The sequence below is a fragment of the Inquilinus limosus MP06 genome (assembly GCF_000767795.1).
Lineage (GTDB): Bacteria > Pseudomonadota > Alphaproteobacteria > DSM-16000 > Inquilinaceae > Inquilinus > Inquilinus limosus_E.
Window position 1 is genome coordinate 1 of sequence record NZ_JANX01000063.1, and the last position, 17563, is coordinate 17563.

The 17563-nt window shown below is 68.7% G+C and carries 16 protein-coding genes and 1 pseudogene; 7 read left to right on the forward strand and 10 right to left on the reverse strand.

Translation table 11 applies throughout. From position 1 onward, the window contains the following. From P409_RS07765 to P409_RS07780, 4 genes are all read right to left on the reverse strand, one after another. The coding region (locus tag P409_RS07765) for an ABC transporter ATP-binding protein (RefSeq protein WP_052120165.1) at positions 1-893 on the reverse strand (893 nt) is incomplete at its 3' end. Between the two features lie 73 nt (positions 894-966). Then, on the reverse strand, positions 967-2427 hold the full coding sequence (locus P409_RS07770; protein WP_034833911.1) for an extracellular solute-binding protein: 1461 nt from the start codon (positions 2425-2427) through the stop codon (positions 967-969). 23 nt (positions 2428-2450) lie between these two features. After that, a complete protein-coding gene (locus P409_RS07775) occupies positions 2451-3470 on the reverse strand; it encodes a carbohydrate ABC transporter permease (protein ID WP_034833914.1) in 1020 nt (339 codons plus the stop codon). After that, positions 3467-4336, reverse strand: coding sequence for a carbohydrate ABC transporter permease (locus tag P409_RS07780; protein ID WP_034833917.1), 870 nt, complete (start codon positions 4334-4336; stop codon positions 3467-3469). Before P409_RS07780 ends, P409_RS07775 begins: the two co-directional genes overlap by 4 nt. A 116-nt stretch (positions 4337-4452) precedes the next feature. On the opposite strand from P409_RS07780, the gene P409_RS07785 reads away from it, so the two are divergent. Then, positions 4453-5166 carry an HAD family hydrolase gene (locus P409_RS07785; RefSeq protein ID WP_161790360.1) on the forward strand — a complete coding sequence of 238 codons (714 nt, stop codon included), beginning with the start codon at positions 4453-4455 and terminating at the stop codon, positions 5164-5166. A gap of 249 nt (positions 5167-5415) precedes the next feature. On the opposite strand, the gene rnk is transcribed toward P409_RS07785, so the two are convergent. Both rnk and P409_RS36110 read right to left on the reverse strand, forming a co-directional pair. After that, positions 5416-5826, reverse strand: a complete 411-nt coding sequence (gene rnk / locus P409_RS07790) for a nucleoside diphosphate kinase regulator (protein WP_034833920.1) — start codon at positions 5824-5826, stop codon at positions 5416-5418. 369 nt (positions 5827-6195) lie between these two features. Further along, on the reverse strand, positions 6196-7935 hold the full coding sequence (locus P409_RS36110) for a calcium-binding protein (RefSeq protein WP_052120166.1): 1740 nt from the start codon (positions 7933-7935) through the stop codon (positions 6196-6198). On the opposite strand from P409_RS36110, the gene P409_RS36115 reads away from it, so the two are divergent. After that, positions 7876-8229: a hypothetical protein gene (locus tag P409_RS36115; RefSeq protein ID WP_052120167.1), complete on the forward strand. Its 354-nt coding sequence runs from the start codon at positions 7876-7878 to the stop codon at positions 8227-8229. The genes P409_RS36110 and P409_RS36115 overlap by 60 nt on opposite strands. A 342-nt stretch (positions 8230-8571) precedes the next feature. Here P409_RS36115 and rbsK read toward each other — a convergent pair whose 3' ends face one another. Next, the gene (gene rbsK, locus P409_RS07805) at positions 8572-9501 is read right to left on the reverse strand and encodes a ribokinase (RefSeq protein ID WP_034833921.1); all 930 of its coding nucleotides are present in this window, start codon (positions 9499-9501) and stop codon (positions 8572-8574) included. 10 nt (positions 9502-9511) lie between these two features. Continuing rightward, entirely contained in the window at positions 9512-9961 is a 450-nt protein-coding gene (locus P409_RS07810; protein ID WP_034833924.1) for an RbsD/FucU family protein, read from the reverse strand. Between the two features lie 170 nt (positions 9962-10131). On the opposite strand from P409_RS07810, the pseudogene P409_RS07815 reads away from it, so the two are divergent. The 3 genes and pseudogenes from P409_RS07815 to P409_RS07825 form a co-directional block, all read left to right on the forward strand. After that, a pseudogene (locus P409_RS07815) lies at positions 10132-11127 on the forward strand (LptF/LptG family permease); the annotation flags it as partial. Between the two features lie 243 nt (positions 11128-11370). Further along, positions 11371-13182, forward strand: a complete 1812-nt coding sequence (gene recQ / locus P409_RS07820; protein ID WP_034833931.1) for a DNA helicase RecQ — start codon at positions 11371-11373, stop codon at positions 13180-13182. A gap of 245 nt (positions 13183-13427) precedes the next feature. Continuing rightward, positions 13428-14216 (forward strand): RICIN domain-containing protein, encoded by a 789-nt coding sequence (locus tag P409_RS07825; protein ID WP_034833933.1) that lies wholly within the window; start codon positions 13428-13430, stop codon positions 14214-14216. Between the two features lie 68 nt (positions 14217-14284). Here the strand turns inward: P409_RS07825 and P409_RS07830 are convergent, their stop codons facing one another. After that, positions 14285-14695, reverse strand: a complete 411-nt coding sequence (locus P409_RS07830) for a cupin domain-containing protein (RefSeq protein WP_152613278.1) — start codon at positions 14693-14695, stop codon at positions 14285-14287. Between the two features lie 241 nt (positions 14696-14936). Here P409_RS07830 and metC point away from each other — a divergent pair, with 241 nt between their 5' ends. Together metC and hisI are read left to right on the forward strand one after the other, a co-directional pair. After that, complete coding sequence (gene metC / locus P409_RS07835) at positions 14937-16121, forward strand: cystathionine beta-lyase (protein WP_034833936.1); 1185 nt, start codon at positions 14937-14939, stop codon at positions 16119-16121. Next, positions 16118-16516 (forward strand): phosphoribosyl-AMP cyclohydrolase, encoded by a 399-nt coding sequence (hisI, locus tag P409_RS07840; protein WP_034833938.1) that lies wholly within the window; start codon positions 16118-16120, stop codon positions 16514-16516. The genes metC and hisI overlap by 4 nt, the downstream gene beginning before the upstream one ends. Positions 16517-16547: 31 nt before the next feature. Here the strand turns inward: hisI and P409_RS07845 are convergent, their stop codons facing one another. Beyond that, positions 16548-17474, reverse strand: a complete 927-nt coding sequence (locus P409_RS07845) for a LysR family transcriptional regulator (RefSeq protein WP_034833941.1) — start codon at positions 17472-17474, stop codon at positions 16548-16550. Positions 17475-17563 lie beyond the last annotated feature (89 nt).

A 17563-nucleotide genomic window follows, 5' to 3' on the forward strand; every position in this document is an offset into this window, starting at 1 on the left:
ATCGGCAAGGTCACCGGCCCGGCGGCGCCGCCCGCCACATGCTCGGGCCGCAGGCCGATGGTGACGGCCAGGCCGTCGCGCCCGGCCAACGCGGCGCGCTTGGCGATGGGGACCGGCAGCACGGCCCCATCCGCCAGCCGCAGGCCGTCACCGGCCAGCGTGGCCGGCAGGAAGTTCATGCTGGGGGCACCGATGAAGGCGGCCACGAACAGGTTGGCCGGCCGCTCATAGAGGGTCAGCGGCTCGGCCGCCTGCTCGATCCGGCCCTGGTTCATCACCACCACCCGGTCGGCCATGGTCATGGCCTCGACCTGGTCGTGGGTGACGTAGACGATGGTGGTCTGCAGGCGTCGGTGCAGCGCCTTGATCTCGGCCCGCATCTCGATCCGCAGCTTGGCGTCGAGGTTGGACAGCGGTTCGTCGAACAGAAACACGTCCGGGTCGCGGACGATGGCGCGGCCGATGGCGACGCGCTGGCGCTGGCCGCCCGACAACTGCTTCGGCCGGCGGTCGAGATAGGGGTCGAGCCCCAGGACCCGCGCCGCCTCCTTGATCTTGCCGTCGATCGCCGCCTTCGGCTCGCCGCGCACCTTCATGCCGTAGCCGATGTTCTCCCGCACCGTCATATGCGGGTACAGGGCGTAATTCTGGAACACCATGGCGCAGTTGCGCAGCCCGGGCCGCAGCTGGGTGACGTCGCGGTCGCCGATGCGGATGGTGCCGCCGCTCGCCGCCTCCAGCCCCGCGATCATGCGCAGCGTCGTGGTCTTGCCGCAACCCGAGGGCCCGACCAGCACGACGAATTCGCGGTCCGCGATCTCCAGGTCGAGCGACGGGATGACTGGCACGTCGCCATAGCTCTTGGTGACGGCTTCGAGTCTGACGCGGGCCATGATGTCCTTGGGTCTGGAACGCTCTGTCCGAGTTCCTCCCCGCCACAGGCCGCGGCGGGGAGGATCGTCCGGCTTACTTCTTCAGGGGCGGCAGGCCCATCGAGGCGCGATAGGCGGCGAGCTGGGTGTCGCGGCCGAACTCGTCGGTCAGCTTGTTCCACTGCTCGGCGATCGAATCGAGCGCCTGCTGCGCCGTCACCTCCCCCGCCAGCGCCTTGGACAGCTCGATCTCCAGCACCTCGGTGTAGGAGAAGTAGCCGGGAATGCGCATGTCGAGGGCGACGTTCTTGGCCTCGAGGCTGCCGCGCTGCGCCGCCAGGTACTCGTCGGCCTCCTCCTTGGTCATCTTCGCCAGCCAGCGGTCCGGCGCGAAATGGCTGAGGCGGTAGGGGTTGACGCCGGAGCCGCCGGTCACCGTCGCGGTGCCGCTGTTCTCCGGGTTCGAGACCCATTCGACGTAGTTCCAGGCGGCCTCGACATTCTTGCCGGCCGAGGGCACAGCCGCCTGCCAGCCGCCGAAGGCCATGAAGGGCGAGAACACCGGCTGGTCGAACTTGTCCCAGGCCTTGGTCTTGTGGTTCCAGATCTCGGTCGACCCCGGGGTCAGGGCCGAGCCGACATGGCCGGCCACCTTGCTCTGGGTCTTGTCGGCAGCGATCACGCCGGTGTCGCCCCAGTCGAAGTTCATCGCCACCTGGCCGCCGGAGAAGGCGGTGCGGATGTCGCCGGAGGAGAAGTTCAGCGCGCCGGGCGGCGAGAACTTCACCGACTTGATGTAGTCCTCCAGCGCCTTGACCCAGCCGGGATTGTTGACCTGGGCGTCCATCGTCTCCGGGTCGAAGAACATGCTGCCCGGATTCTGCGGATCATTGGTGTAGCTGGCGGCATGGGTGAAGAAGAACCAGAACTGCTGGCCGCCGCGGCGGAACGCCTCCGCCGTGCCCCACAGCTTCTGGTCGGGCCGGGTGAAGAACTCGGCGATGTCGTAATATTCCTTCCAGGTCTTGGGCGGCGCCAGGTCGTAGCCGTATTTGGCCTTGAACGCCTCCTTCTCCTTCGGGTCGTCGAACAGGTCGCGGCGGTAGGACAGGGTGTGCAGGTCGCCGTCGATGGTCTGCGACAGGTGCTTGCCGTCCCACACCATCAGCCGGTCGCGATAGACCGGGGCGATGTCCTCCCAATCCTTGCCCTGGCGCACCGAGTCCGGCATCTCCGACAGATAGGGCGAGAAGTCCGGCATCCAGGCCGGGGCGAAGGTGATGACGTCGAAGGTGGATTCGCCGGCGGTCATCGCGGTCAGGTATTTCGGGTACAGCTCGCCGAACGGGAATTCGACGACATTGACCTTGCCGCAGGTCTTCTGCTCCCAGGTCTTGGCCGCCATCTGCAGCGCCAGCGCGATGAACGGCCCGGTCTGCGACCCCGCGGTCAGGGTCACGCCGGAATAATCCGGGTCGCAGGCCGCGGCGGCCGGGCCGTGCAGCGCCGCGGTCAGCGCCAGGGCGCCGGCGGCCGTGAGAAGCATGGTCTTCATTGTTGTTCCTCCCTGTGTCGCGATCATCGGATGCTGCCCAGCAGCAGGCCGGATCGCATCAGCCTGGCCAGGAAAATCGCCATCACCATCATCGGCCCGATCGAGATCATCGCGGCGACCGAGATCGCCCACCACTCGTCGCCGCGGTAGGAGTTCTGCCCCGACAGCATGATCGGCAGGGTCTGCCAGCTTCCCGCGGTCAGCAGCAGCGAGAACAGGAACTCGTTCCAGACGAAGCTGAGCGTGATCATCGACGTGGCGATCAGCCCGGGCCGCGCCATCGGCAGCACGATCTCGACGAAGATGCGGAAGCGCGGCACGTCGTCGACCAGCGCCGCCTCCTCGATCTCCACCGGCAGGGCCTGGAAGAAGTCACGCATCAGCCAGACCACGATCGGCAGCGAGAAGGCGGTGTAGCAGAGGGTCATTCCCCAGAAGCTGTCGAGCAGCGGCAGCCCGGCCTTGCCGATCTCGGAATAGAGCAGGTAAAGCGCGAAGGCCGTGACGATCGGCGGGAACATGCGCTGGCTGATGAACCAGAACACCACGTCGTCATTGCCCAGCACCGGCCCCGGCAGGCGCAGCGCGTTGAGCCCGATCGACACCGCCAGCGCCGCCACCAGCGCGCCGCCCAGCGCCTGCACCCGGGCGAGGCCGAGGACGTTCTGCAGCAAGAGGAAACCGCCGATCGCGACCACGGCGAAGGCGAGGCCGGCCAGGAGCCGGACCTGGAACGGGAAGCGCACCAGCGCATAGGCGGCCATCGACCCCAGCGCCACCGACAGCGCCGTCGCCGCCAGGCCGATCAGGGTCGAGTTGACGAAGGGCGTGACGAAGTTGCCGCGGACGCCGGACAGCGCGTCGATCCACGCCTGCAGCGTCGGTTCGAAATCGATCCAGGGCAGGTAGGTCGGCCCGCCGCTGACCGCGGTCGGCGGCTTGAACGAGGTGATCAGCGTCCAGTAGATCGGGAACAGCGTCACCACGAACCAGCCCAGGCACAGCAGGAAGATCAGGCCGCGCTTCGACCGGGGCGGGATCATCGCCGCTTCTCCAGATGCGGCTTCAGCACCGCGAGATAGATGGTGCCGAAGACGACGATGACGATCAGGAACAGGAAGCTCAGCGCCGAGGTGTAGCCGAGGTTGAACTTCTTGAACCCCTCCTGATAGGCGAACAGGGTCAAGGTCTCGGTCGACACGCCGGGGCCGCCGCCGGTCAGGACGAAGACCGTGTCGATGATCTTGAAGCCCTCGATGATGCGGATGAAGACGACCGCGGCCGAGATCGGCAGCAGCATCGGGAAGGTGATGCCCCAGAACTGCTGCCAGGCGCTGGCATTCTCCAGCTGCGCCGCCTCGTAGACGTCCTGCGGCAGGCTCTGCAGCCCGGCCAGCATCATCAGGATGACGAAGGGCGTCCACTGCCAGACCTCGACCGCGATGATGGTGCCCAGCGCCCAGGTCGCGTCGGTCAGGAATGGCAGGTTCGGCAGGCCGAACCAGGTGAACAGGTCGTTGACCGGGCCGACCGTGGAATGGAACAGCATCCGCCCGACCAGTGACACGGCGATCGGCGCCATCAGCATCGGCAGCAGGAAGCCGACGCGGAACAGACGCTCGCCCGGAATTTTGCTATGCAGCGCCAGCGCGATGGCGAAGCCGAGCACGTACTGCACCGCGACCGAGAGGAAGACGACGGTCGCGGTGGTCTGCACGGTGGCCCAGAAGCGCGGATTGGCCAAAAGCGACGCGTAGTTGTCGAAGCCGACGAAGCGCGGCGGCAGCGGCGGCACCAGCCGCATGCTCTGGAAGCTGATGGTCAGGGAGTAGATGAGGGGAAAGATGCCGACCAGCAGGACGACGAGGAAGGCCGGCCAGATGAAGGCGTGCTTGATCGGCTCCCGCACAGTCCGTGCCTCCCCCCTCGCCCGCGCTTGCCGTCGCGCGGCGTCTTTGACTTGTCGTACGTTATGGTGACTCGCCCCGCCGGCGCAACCGGCGGAACCGGATGGAGAAGGATGTGATGGACACCGTCGACCCCGTGCGGACTGCCGCCCCCGCCCTCATGGCCGGCGGCATCGCGGCGGTGATCTTCGATTGCGACGGGGTGCTGGTCGACAGCGAGATCATCGCCTGCCGGGCGGTGGCGCAGCTGATCGCGCAATACGAGCCGCAGGCGCCGGTCGAGGAACTGGTGGAGCAGCTGGTCGGCACGCCGGACCTGCACATCGTGCGCCAGGTGGCGGCGCGGTTCGGCACGGTGTTCCCGGAGGATATCGGCCCGCGCATGGCGCAGGTGATCGACGACGCGCTGGCGCTCAGCCTCGACGCCATTCCCGGCGTGCTGCCGGCGCTGCAGCAGCTGGGCCTGCCGATGGCGGTGGCCTCGAACAGCCATCTGGGCCGGGTGCGCCGGTCGCTGCAGATCGCCGGGCTGACCGGGCTGTTCGGCGACCATGTCTACACGCCCGAGGCGGTGGAGCGGCCGAAGCCGGCGCCGGACCTGTACCTGCACGCGGCGGCACAGCTCGGCGCCGATCCCGCCCGCTGCCTGGTGATCGAGGACAGCGTCACCGGCACCACCGCCGGCGTCGCCGCCGGCATGACGGTGATCGGCTTCCTCGGCGGCCGCCACATCCGCGACGGCCACGCCGACCGGCTGCGCAACGCCGGCGCCCGGCTGATCTGCCCGCATATGGACGACCTGGCCGGGCTGGTGGCGGGGCTGCGGGGCTAGACGAGGGAATCGAAATGGGGGTGACGTCAGCGCATTCGGGCTGAGGCTGATGCGTATTGCCTCTCCCGCCGGACGCGGAGAGGTCGACAGCGCGCAGCGCTGGCGGGTGAGGGCTGGCCCAAGCCTCGACGAAATCCCCTCACCCGGAGCCGCTTCGCGTCTCCGACCTCTCCCGTAAACGGGAGAGGTAACACGTTCACACCGATGCGATCGGGACGACCTGATCTGTCCCGAGCGCTTCGGCCAGGGTCAGGCGGCCGCCCGCGCGGCCTCGACGCGCACCACGGTCAGGTTGCGCGGCTTGCCGGAGGGGGTGATCCAGGTGATGGTCTGGCCCCGGCGCAGGCCGATCAGCGCCACACCGACCGGGGTCAGCACCGAGAGCCGGCCGGCCTCGATGTCGGCCTCCTCCGGATAGACCAGGGTCACGGTGTGCTCCTCGCCCGTCGCGGCGTCGCGATAGGTGACGGTCGAGTGCATCTGCACCACGCCCTTGGCCGCGGCGCCTTCGATGATCTGGGCCCGGTCGAGCTCATCCGCCAGGAAATCGGCGACCGCGGGGAAGGTGTCCGCCGCGGCGTCGGCCAGCGCCGCCAGGCGATCGTAATCGCCGGCGGTGACGTGGATCTCCGGACGCTTGGGCAGGCTGCTGCGGGACATGCCGAGTTTCCTTTCTTCTGGATAGTCCGCTCCGGGATCGGGCCCGGAGGGTTCGGCTGCGGACCGGCGCATCGAAGCGGCCGGGACGCGAATTCATAGGAGTCTGGGAAAACAGGTCGCCGGAAGGCGACGGGACGAGAACGGACGGCGGGGCGGCTCGGGCCTGGGGGGCATCGCCCCCGAGGTCAGCAGCCCCGAGCGTGAAGCGGCGTTCGATGCGCCGCCAGCAGCTTCGTCCACGGTGTTCTCATACCAACAGAAATAGGCGCCCGGTCCGTGGAAATCAACCGGGGCGCGCCGGATCCGCGGCGTCTATGAAAAAGGCCGCGCGGCGGGAAAGCCGCGCGGCCGCAGGAGCCTCAAGCCCGGTCAGAGGACGAAATCGCCCGCCACCAGGATCGTGTGGGTCCGGACGAAGATTTCGAAATCCGCCCGGCCGTCGCCATTGATATCGCCGGCCACGATGCCGCTGGTGAAGTCGCCGGTGGAGAAGCGCAGCTCGCCCGCGACGTGGTGGAAGGCCTCGCCGCCGATGAAGGTAAAGGCCTGGTTGCCGGCGACCCCAGCGTTCGCGTCGATCGCCGACAGATCGATCTTGTCGCCTTCGACACGGATGAAGTCGTAGACGATGTCCCGACTGCCGCCCACCGCACTCTCCGACACGGCGGTGAAGCGGAACGTATCCGCGCCGCCGCCGCCGCTCAGGATGTCGGTGCCGGCGCCGCCGACCAGGATGTCCTGGCCCAGCCCGCCCTTCAGGTTGTCATTGCCCGAACTGCCCTTCAGCAGGTCGTCGCCGGTGCCGCCGGAGAGCAGGTCGTTGCCGCTGCCGCCGTCGAGCTGGTCGTCGCCGAGCCAGCCGTCGATCGTGTCCGCGCCGGACGTGCCGACCCGGATGTCGTTGACGTCGCGGATCGCGGCCTGGAGCTCGGTGAACACCTGCGCCGACGTGTCGGCGGCCTCCTCGAGCGTCCCGGCCAGCGAGATCAGGGCGTCGAGCTGCGGCACCCCGCCGCCGATGTCCTGGAACTCGGCGATCACCTCCTTCAGGTCCTGGACCACGTCGGAGATGTTCATCACGCTCATGTCGAGCACGGCCTGCAGGCCGTCCCGGCCGTTCTCGCCGCCGACCAGGCTCTCCAGCGCCGCGCCGAGCACGCCGTTCTCGCCGAAGAACTGGTTGATGAGCGCCTCGGGCACCACGCCGTGCAGCAGCCCGTTGTCGCCGGCCAGGAGGTCGGCCACCGTGCCGGCAATGGCCAGCGGGCCGGCGACCTTGATCACCTCGCCGCCGACGGCCAGCACGCCGACATCCAGCAGCGTGTTGAACACATCGCCGATCAGCGCGTCGCCGAGCGCGTCGCGCAGGCCGATCTGGTCGCCGCCGAGGATGCCGAACTCGCCGAAGAAGTTGCCGATCAGGCCGCCATCGCCCTCCAGCAGTCCGCCGCTCAGCGCCCCGCCGACCACGTCGCCGAGGAGCGTGTTGAGCACCCCGGCGGCGCCGCCGAGCACGCTGTCGAGCAGGCCGGGCACGCCGCCGCTGTCGACAATGTTCTGCATCAGGACATCCGGCGACAGGGCACCGAGGGCGCCGAGCAGAAGGTCGGTGAGGCCGCCTCCATCCGGACCTAACACATCGCCGAGCAGGCCGCCGAGGATGCCGTCGGTGAACAGGCTGTCGAGCACGTCCAGCCCCGGCAGCTGATCGAAGATCCCGCCGACGATCTCGCCGATATCGGTGCTGATGCCGGCGCTCCCGAGGATGCCGCCGATCAGACCGTCCGAATCGAACAGGTTGCCGATGATGCCGGTCACGCTGAGATCGTCGAACAGCCCGCCGACATCGCCCAATGCGCCGCCGATCAGGCTGGTGATCAGCCCGCCGTCGCCCACCAGACCGTCGCCGATGCCGCCGAGGACGTCGACGATGCTGCCGAGCAGGCCGTCGGGGTCGAGCAGCGAGCCGACCAGGTCGCCGGAGCCCTGCACCACCTCGACGAGCTGGGTCAGCAGCCCGTCCTCGCCGAGCAGGCCGCCGATCAGCCCATGCGCACCGAGCAGGCCGGTGTCGCCGAACAGCCCGTCGAGCAGGTCGCCGACCGGCACGCCGCCGATCGTTCCGCCGAGCAGACCGCCGAGATTGCCGAGCAGGCCGGACACCACCCCGCCGATCAGGTCCGGGGTGAGCAGCTCGCCGAGCAGACCGCCGGCATCGGTGAGCCCGCCGAGAAGATCGCCGAGCAGCCCGCCAATGCCGCCGATGCCACCGCCGAGCAGGCCGCCCAGGAGCCCGTCGAGCAGGCCGCCGACACCCCCGAGCAGACCGCCGAGCAGGCCACCGACACCATCGGCCACGCCGCCGAGCAAGCCGCCGACGCCATCGACAACACCGCCCAATAGACCATCCTCACCCAGAAGACCGCCCAGCAGCCCTCCAAGCAAGCCGTCATCATCAAGAAGTCCACCTAAGGAATCTGTTGAAGCCATCATCTCCTCCTTCGGGGAATGGATAGCCCAGACGCCACCGTTCTCTTGACGGCTTTCAAGCCTCTGCTGTGGAGACTATCACGCATTGCGGAGAAGAATAAGTTTTTATGCAGAAAAATGGGAATCGTCACCCATCAATTACTTATGTATTTCCCGAATATTCTATTTCATTTTGCATAAAATAGCATTCAAGCCGAGCCACGTCGGCGCGCCCGCCGGATCAGCGCCGGCGGTTTCAGCCCAATGGCAACGCGATCAGGACCGGCGCAGCAGCGCCTCGACCTCCTCGCGCCGCGGCATCGACGGCGCGGTGCCGGGACGGGTCACCGAGATCCCGGCGACGGCGCAGCCGAAGCGCACCGCCTCGGCCACCGGCCGGCCCTCGGCCAAGGCCAGGGCGAAGCCGCCGTTGAAGGCGTCGCCGGCGCCGGCGGTCTCGACCGACGGCCCGGCCGTAAAGGCCGGGACATGCACGGCCTCCGACCGGCTCTTGAGCAGGGCGCCCTTGGCCCCGAGGGTGACGATCACGGTGCCGACGCCCTTGTCCAGCAGCACCTCCGCCGCCCGCGCCGCCTGCTGGCCGCTGTCGACGGCGAAATCGACCAGGCTCTCGGCCTCGGTCTCGTTCGGGGTCAGATAGTCGACCAGCGGGTACAGGTCGTCCGGCAGGGTCATGGCCGGGGCCGGGTTCAGGATCGTGGTCACGCCGTGCCGCCGGGCGATCTCCAGCCCGCGTCGCACCACCGGCAGCGGCAGCTCGAGCTGGGCGACGAAGACCCGTGCGGCGGCGATGGCCGGCGCCGCCCCCTCCATCTCCGCCTCGGTCAGTGCCGCCGCGGCCCCCGGCTCGATGATGATCGCGTTCTCCCCGGTCTTGCCGTCCACGAAGATGAAGGCGGCGCCGGTCGGCCGCTCCGGGTCGGTCAGCACATGGCCGGCATCGATCCCCTCCTCGGCATAGAGGGCGCGCGCCATCTGGCCGAACGGGTCGGTGCCCAGCTTGGTGATGAAGGCGACATCGGCGCCGGCCCTGACGGCGGCGACCGACTGATTCGAGCCCTTGCCGCCGGGGCCGAGCTTGAAGCCGTTGGACAGCAGCGTCTCGCCCATCACCGGCAGCCGGGCGGCGCGGAAGGCAAGGTCGGCGACGAACACGCCTTGGACGGCGATCTTCGGCGAAGTCATGGCGGGCGTCCTACTTCGGCGGCACCACGCCCATCTTCAGCAGGAAGCAGCCGTAGAACCGCCCCTCCCCGGCCCGGACCACGGCATAGGCCTTCTTGGCCTCCTCGTAGAAGGCGAAGCGCTCGACCGAGCCCATCGGCCAGGACCGGCCCTCGGCACGGTCGATCTCGGCCTGGACCTCGCGCTGCACCTCCGGGATCTCGTCCGGCTGGCCCACCACCTCCATCCGCCGCGCCGGATGGTCGACGAAGGTGTCGAGCGGCATCAGCGACAGGACCGCCCGCACCGCCCGCGCGGCGCTGACATTCGGCAGCTCGATCGGCGCCTTGACCATGGTGTGCTGCGCCACCGACCGGGACGGAAAGTTGGTGTCGCAGATCACCAGGTCGTCGCCATGCCCCATGCTGGCCAGGACGGTGAGCAGATCCGGCGTGATGATCGGATCAATATTCTTCAGCATTTCAGAAGCTTCCCTGGTTTTCCTCAAGCGACACAGCAGCTACGCTGCGCAGCAATTTGTCGTGCTTTTCGGCACGCGGCATTCTGGATCACTGCCGCGACGCTTGGCAACATGGCCGTCACGCCGCGGCTCGTGTATACGGTGCCGCCATGTCGCTCCTCAGCCGCTATATGTTCCGCCAGATCGCGGTCGCCACGGCGCTCGCCACCGTGATCCTCGTCTTCGCGATCATGCTCACCACCTCGATGCGGCTGATCCAGATGATCGTCGACGGCGGCGTCGGGGCCGGACTGTTCCTCGAGCTCGTCTTCCTGTCGATGCCGGAGTTCCTGATCGCGGTGCTGCCGGTCGGCGTCGTGGCCGCGTGCCTGATCGTCTACAATCGGATGCTGTCGGACGGCGAGCTGCTGGTCATGCGCGGCGCCGGCATCGGCCAGCTGCGTCTGGCCCTGCCCGGCCTACTGATGGGCCTGATCATCACCGGCGTCAGCTACAGCATGACCCTGTATTTCTGGCCGGTGGCCAACCGCGAGTTCCGTGACCTGACCGCCATCGCCCAGTCGGACGTCTCCGCCGCCTTCCTGCAGACCGGCGAGTTCAACGCCATCGGCGACAGCAAGACGGTGTTCGTGCGCGATCGCAACCCGGTGACCGGGGATCTGAGCGGCATCCTGGTCCACATCACCGACAATGAGGACCAGCCCGTTACCATCATCGCCGATCGCGGCTATGTCGAGGACAGCGACGACGGGCCGCGGATCGTGGCGCTGAAGGGCGTGATCCAGCAGCTGGACCGCAAGACCGGCAAGGTCGACCCGGTGGCCTTCGACAGCTACACCGTGCCGCTGAACACGCCCGGCGCCGAGGATCTGGCCCGCAGCTACCGCGCCCCGTCCGAACGGTTCCTGCCCGACCTGCTGTACCCCGACCAGACCTCGCCTCGCGACATGCGGAACTATGGCCGGCTGGTGATGGAAGGGCACAAGCGCATCACCGACCCGCTGCTGCCCTTCGCCTATGTCGTGTTCTGCCTCGGCGTTCTCCTGAGCGGCGACTACAACCGCCGCGGCCTGAGCCGCCGCATCCTGATCGCCGCCATCGGCGTCGTCGCGGTGCAGGCCACGACCATGAGCGTTGCCGGCGTCGCGCGCGATTCGCTCGAACTGATCCCGATCATGTATGCGTTGCCGGTCCTGACCATGATCGCCGGCTTCGCCATCCTGCTGATCGCCCGGCGCCGCAAGGTGCCGACGGCGGCGCCGGCAAGCCCGGATCTGGCGCCGGCCTGAGGCTTCGAAGCCTTCGCAGGGCTCGACAGAATATCGTCCCTGAACCACAATCTGTTGTGGTCAAAAGAGTGATTGCAAACGGCATTTGGTTCGGGCTCTGGCGACCGCTATAAGCGGTTCATGCCCCGCGACCCGCTCTCCGTCCTGCACGACGTCTTCGGCTACACCGCCTTCCGCGGCCAGCAGGCCGAGATCGTGTCCCAGGTGATCTCCGGCGGCGACGCGCTGGTGCTGATGCCCACCGGCGGCGGCAAGTCGCTGTGCTACCAGGTGCCGGCGCTGGTGCGGCCGGGGCTGGGCGTCGTGGTGTCGCCGCTGATCGCGCTGATGCAGGATCAGGTCGAGACGCTGCGCCAGCTCGGCGTCCGTGCCGCGGCGCTGCATTCGGCCCTGCCGCCCGGCGAATCGCGCAACATCGCCCGGGCGATGCGGTCGGGCGAGCTCGACATGCTCTATGTCTCGCCCGAGCGGCTGCTGACCGACGGGCTGCTCGACATGCTGGACGACTGCAAGCTGGCGCTGTTCGCGATCGACGAGGCGCATTGCGTGTCGCAATGGGGCCACGACTTCCGGCCGGAGTACCTGCAGCTGGACATGCTGGCAACGCGCTATCCGGGCGTGCCGCGCATCGCCCTGACCGCCACCGCCGACGGCCCGACCCGGCGCGACATCGCCGAACGGCTGAAGCTGCAGAACGGCCGCATCTTCATCGCCGGATTCGACCGGCCGAACATCCGCTATCGCATCGTGCCGAAGGAGAATCCGCGCCAGCAGCTGCTGTCCTTCATCCGGCGCGAGCATCCGAACGAGGCCGGCATCGTCTACTGCCTGTCGCGCAGCAAGGTCGAGGGCACGGCGGAATGGCTGCGCGGCGAGGGCATCGAGGCCCTGCCCTACCATGCCGGGCTGGACCGCGAGGTGCGGGCCTCGAACCAGGACCGCTTCCTCAAGGAGGACGGCGTGGTGATGGTGGCGACCATCGCCTTCGGCATGGGCATCGACAAGCCGGATGTCCGCTTCGTCGCCCATCTCGACCTGCCGAAGAGCCTGGAGGCCTATTACCAGGAGACCGGCCGCGCCGGCCGCGACGGGCTGCCGTCCGACGCCTGGATGGCCTACGGCATCCAGGATGTCGGCAAGATCCAGGGGCTGATCGCCGAATCGGATGCGCCCGAGCGGCAGAAGCAGATCGACCGGCAGAAGCTGGACGCCCTGCTGGGCTATTGCGAGACGGTGCGCTGCCGCCGCCAGGTGCTGCTGGAGTATTTCGCCGACGCGCTGCCGCAGCCCTGCGGCAACTGCGACACCTGCCTGGAGCCGGTGGAGGCGTTCGACGGCACCGAGCTGGCGCGCAAGGCGCTGTCCTGCGTCTACCGCACCGGCCAGCGCTTCGGCGTCGGCCATGTCATCGACGTGCTGACCGGCAGCGAGACCGACCGGGTGCGCCAGCTGGGCCATGACAGGCTCAGCACCTGGGGCATCGGCCGCGACCTGTCGAAGCAGGAATGGAAGTCGGTGTTCCGCCAGCTGGTGGCCGCCGGCCTGCTGATCGTCGACACCGAGGGCCATGGCGGGCTGCACCTGGCGCCCGACTGCCGCGAGGTGCTGCGCGGCGAGAAGGAGATCCATCTGCGGCGCGAGGCGGTGAAGCGCGCGGCCCGCGGCAAATCCGGCAGCCGCGCCGTGCGGGCGCTGCCGGACGACCCGGCCGAGGCCTCGCTGTTCCAGGCGCTGCGGGCCAAGCGGCTGGAGCTGGCGCGCGAGCAGGGCGTGCCGCCCTATGTCATCTTCCACGACGCCACGCTGACCGAGCTGGCCCATGCCCGGCCGCGCTCGATGACGGAGTTCGCGTCGATCCCCGGCGTCGGCCAGGCCAAGCTGCTGCGCTACGCCGACGCCTTTCTCGAGGTGATCGAGCACCACGTCGAGTAGCGCCCTCCCGGCCGGCCCTCCGAAATCCTAGATTATCGAAAATTCACCCCACCATCGGCCGGCAGATCGACCGCAGCGACTGCGTGATTAAGATTTTATTCTGGAAGCCGAAAGCACTTATTCATATTTTCCCTTCGTTGGGTATTGCCGATTTTTGAGCCGATAGCCGAACGGGCAGATCGGAGTGACTTTTCTTACTTGACCTTGCCCGGGACCTGCATCGCTTTTTCACGAAGGATCCGATTATGCAACTGCTCTATTTCGTCACGGGCGACACGTCGAATGGCGGGGCCGACCTGGTCCTCAGCATCGCCGGAACCCCGGCCCCGGGCGCGACCCTGCAGACGACCACCAGCAGCACCCTGCCGTCGCAGCTCTGGCAGATCACCCCGGCCGGCCGGATCGTCAGCGCCGGCAACTCCACCCTGGCCCTGAGCATCGGCCCGGACAATGTGCTGATCGTCGACACCGTGCAGCAGGACAATCAGGCCCAGTTCTGGACATTCTCGCCCTGCTCCGACGGTCTCGGCACGATCGCGAGCCAGCAGACCGGCCAGGTGCTGACGCTGGCCGCGCCGATCGACCCTCTCAACTCCGCCGTGGGGCTCGCGCCGTCGGGGAACAGCGCGGCGCAGCAATGGTCGGGCGAGGGCTTCGACGTCTATTCCCTGCTGACGACGGTGACCAACAGCACGCCCAACGCCCTCACGCTTGCGGCGCAGGCGGTCGAGGGCACGACCAACCTTTCGGGCAGCATCCCGCTGCCGCCCGGCACCAGCGTGACCATCGTGTCGAGCTACAATGACGGGCTGGCGACCAATCTCAGTGTCTTCGATGCGAGCTATTCGAGCAGCAACTCGGTTGCTTCCTGCGTCGTCCACCAGCACCGCGCCGGCATGGTCATCGCCGGCGAGGTCTGGGTCGACACCATCAACTATGTCGATGGCTACCAGATCACCAATGTGACGTCGGAAAAGGGCTCCGTCCGCGACAGCCTGCCCGGCAATGCCGCGGTGACCATCGCCCACATCTGATCGCCCATCCGTATCCCCCTTCCCTCGCGGGAGGGGGAGCCCGGCTGGCTTGGGCCCGGGGATAGCTTCTACGGATGGATGCCGTCGAGCTCGGGCATCAGCACCACGCTCTCCTGCTCGTTCGGGTCGGTGCGGGCGATCACCGCGATGCAATCCTCGGTCGTGCTGGGGTTGTAGGGTAGGTGCGGCATGCCGGCCGGGATGTAGAGGAACTCCCCGGCCCGGACCGTCAGGTGCTGCTCCAGCCGGTCGCCGTACCACATGCCGGATTCGCCGCTCAGCACATGGATCGCGGTCTCATGCGCCTCGTGCCGGTGCGCCTTGGCCCGGGCGCCCGGCGGCAGGGTGACCAGCTGCAGGTGGATGCCCGTCGCCCCCGCCGATTCGGCGGAGATGCCGGGCGTGTAGGTCAGCGCCTGCTTGCCGGTGAACCGCGCCCCGGCGCCGACCACCCGGCAGGTCGGCTTCGTTTCCGTCATGTTCATCATCCGCGTCCCGATCTGTCGCCCCGCCATCCTCGGCGGGCCCGATGACGATCGCATTGCGGAACCCGGGAAGAGTGTTACGCCGGTGACAGGCGGCGATCTCCGCCAGGCGCCATCCGCACCGTCGCAACCGCCCTGCGCGGAAGAGGTTTGACCGCCCCGCCCGGCTGGCCGAAAGATGACGGCCCGTCAGCCGTCACCGGCTGATACACGCCGCCACGACCGACTGACCACCATGTCCAAGTCCCGCCGCCCCGCCACGATCCTCGCCCATGCCGGCCGCCACCCGCGTGAGAACCACGGCATGGTCAACCCGCCCGTCTATCACACCTCGACCGTGCTGTGGCCGACCGTGGCAGCGATGGACGAGGCGCATGCCGGCTTCGAGCACGGCGTCTACAGCTATGGCCGCGTCGGCACCCCGACCAGCGAGGCCTTCGAGGATGCGGTCGCCGCGCTGGAAGGCGGATACGGCGCCATCTCCGTCTCCTCCGGCCTCGCCGCCGTCAACGTCGCCCTGACCGCCTTCGTCAAGGCCGGCGACCATGTGCTGATCACCGACAGCACCTATGGCCCGACCCGGCGCTACGCCGATGCGGTGCTGAGCCGTTTCGGCGTCGAGGTCGAATATTACGATCCGCTGATCGGCGCGGAGATCGAGAGCCTGTTCCGCGGAAATACCCGGCTGGTCTATCTCGAATCCCCGGGGTCGCTGACCTTCGAGGTGCAGGACGTGCCCACCATCACCGCCGCCGCCCGGTCGCGCGGCGTGCTGACCGCGCTGGACAACACCTGGGCCACGCCGCTGGGCTTCGACGCCTTCGGCCATGGCGTCGATATCACCGTCCATGCCGCCACCAAGTACATGGTCGGCCATTCCGACGCGATGATGGGCGTGGTCGGCGCCCGCGAGAAGCGGGTGTGGCAGATCCTGAAGACCCATGCGGTGCAGTCCGGCCACTGCGCCGGGCCGGACGACCTGTACTTGGCCCAGCGCGGCCTGCGCACCATGGGGGTGCGGCTGCGCCAGCACCAGGAGAACGCGCTGGAGGTCGCGCGCTGGCTGCAGGCGCGGCCGGAGGTGGCGCGGGTGCTGTACCCTGCCCTGCCGCAGGACCCCGGCCACGCGCTGTGGCGGCGCGACTTCACCGCCGCCTCCGGCCTGTTCGCGATCGTGCTTCAGCCGGCCTCCGCCACGCAGGTGGCGGCGATGCTGGACGGCATGGAGCTGTTCCAGATGGGCGCCAGCTGGGGCGGCTATGAAAGCCTGATCCTGCCGACCCATCCGGAGAAGATCCGCACCGCCACGCGGTGGGACGCCGAGGGCCCGGGCGTGCGGCTGCATGTCGGGCTGGAGGACACGGCCGACCTGATCGCCGATCTGGAGGCCGGGCTGGACCGGCTGCGGGCGGCGGCATGAGCGGGGCGCACCTACTCGAAGAGGTCCGGTTCGACGCCGACGGCCTGGTCCCCGCCATCGCCCAGCAGCACGACACCGGCGAGGTGCTGATGCTGGCCTGGATGAATCGCGCCGCGATCGAGGAGACGCTGGCCAGCGGCAGGGCCTGCTACTGGTCGCGCTCGCGGCAGGCGCTGTGGCGCAAGGGCGACACCTCCGGCCAGGTGCAGCGCCTGGTCGAGCTGCGGCTGGACTGCGACGGCGACGCGGTGCTGCTGCGGGTCGACCAGACCGGCGTCGCCTGCCACACCGGCCGGCGCAGCTGCTTCTTCCGGGTGGCGCGCGACGGCGCCTGGCACACCGACCTGCCGGTGCTGCACGACCCGAAGGAGCTGTACGGGCACAGTCACGACTGAGCCGGACGGCCCGCGAGCGGACACCTGACGATCACGGGTGCGGAACGGCGCCCCCGTCCTGGTCGCCGATCCCGACCGTGGCCAGCCGCTTGGCGGCGAGCTCGATGAAGGCCCGGACCAGCGGCGACAGGTGCTGGCCGCTGGGATAGACCGCATGGATGCCGCCGACCGGCGCGGCGTGGCCCGGAAGGACGCGGCGCAGCCGCCCGTCCCGGACCAGCGCTCCGGCGATCCCGTCGGGCAGTTGGCCGATGCCGAGGCCGGCAAGCGTGGCGGCGGCCACGGCCTGCATCTCGTTGGCGGCGAAGCGGCCGGACACAGCCACGGTCTCCTGCCCCTCCGGCCCGTCCAGCACCCAGGACGCGCCGATCGCCGAGGGGCCTGCGATGACGCAGTCATGGCCGGCGAGGTCCGCCGCGGCCCTCGGCACGCCCCGGCGCGCCAGATAGTCCGGGCTGGCGCACAGGATCCGGAGGGTGGCGCCGAGCCGGCGGGCGATCAGCGTCGAATCCGGCAGGATGCCGGTCCGGAAGGCGAGGTCGATGCCGTTCTCGATCAGGTTCAGCCTGTCGTCGGTGAGCCGCAGCTCGACCCGGGTCTTCGGATAGGTCGCCAGGAAGTCGAACACCATGGTGGTCAGGAAATGGCCGCCGAAGCCGACAGGCGCCGAGATGCGGATCGTGCCCGACGGCTCGGCCCGCGCCTCCGCCAGCCGCTGGTTGGCCTCGTCGATCAGCCGCAGCGCCCGGCTGCCCTGGTCGTGGTAGAGGCGCCCCGCATCCGTCAGCCCGAGGCTGCGCGTCGTCCGCTGCAGCAGGCGCACCCCGACCGCCCGCTCCAGCGCGGCGACGCGGCGGCTCACCGTCGTCTTGGGCATGCCGAGCAGCCGCGCCGCGGCGGTGAAGCTGCCGGCCTCGACGACCCGGACGAACACCGCGATGTCATTCAGATCAGGCATTGCATCGCCGGATGGAACAAGATTTCCCGATTATCGCCTATAGTGGATCAATTCGCGAGATCTCAACTCTGCTCCGTGGGACACAGAAG

What these genes read in the sequence shown, in the direction of transcription:
- metC (WP_034833936.1), top strand. Translation starts at nt 14,937, where the DNA reads ATGTCCAAGTCCCGCCGCCCCGCCACGATCCTCGCCCATGCCGGCCGC.
- P409_RS07845 (WP_034833941.1), bottom strand. Translation starts at nt 17,474, where the DNA reads ATGCCTGATCTGAATGACATCGCGGTGTTCGTCCGGGTCGTCGAGGCC.
- P409_RS07785 (WP_161790360.1), top strand. Translation starts at nt 4,453, where the DNA reads ATGGACACCGTCGACCCCGTGCGGACTGCCGCCCCCGCCCTCATGGCC.
- rnk (WP_034833920.1), bottom strand. Translation starts at nt 5,826, where the DNA reads ATGTCCCGCAGCAGCCTGCCCAAGCGTCCGGAGATCCACGTCACCGCC.
- P409_RS07775 (WP_034833914.1), bottom strand. Translation starts at nt 3,470, where the DNA reads ATGATCCCGCCCCGGTCGAAGCGCGGCCTGATCTTCCTGCTGTGCCTG.
- hisI (WP_034833938.1), top strand. Translation starts at nt 16,118, where the DNA reads ATGAGCGGGGCGCACCTACTCGAAGAGGTCCGGTTCGACGCCGACGGC.
- P409_RS07830 (WP_152613278.1), bottom strand. Translation starts at nt 14,695, where the DNA reads ATGACGGAAACGAAGCCGACCTGCCGGGTGGTCGGCGCCGGGGCGCGG.
- rbsK (WP_034833921.1), bottom strand. Translation starts at nt 9,501, where the DNA reads ATGACTTCGCCGAAGATCGCCGTCCAAGGCGTGTTCGTCGCCGACCTT.
- P409_RS07810 (WP_034833924.1), bottom strand. Translation starts at nt 9,961, where the DNA reads ATGCTGAAGAATATTGATCCGATCATCACGCCGGATCTGCTCACCGTC.
- recQ (WP_034833931.1), top strand. Translation starts at nt 11,371, where the DNA reads ATGCCCCGCGACCCGCTCTCCGTCCTGCACGACGTCTTCGGCTACACC.
- P409_RS36115 (WP_052120167.1), top strand. Translation starts at nt 7,876, where the DNA reads ATGCGCACCGAGCAGGCCGGTGTCGCCGAACAGCCCGTCGAGCAGGTC.
- P409_RS07825 (WP_034833933.1), top strand. Translation starts at nt 13,428, where the DNA reads ATGCAACTGCTCTATTTCGTCACGGGCGACACGTCGAATGGCGGGGCC.
- P409_RS07770 (WP_034833911.1), bottom strand. Translation starts at nt 2,427, where the DNA reads ATGAAGACCATGCTTCTCACGGCCGCCGGCGCCCTGGCGCTGACCGCG.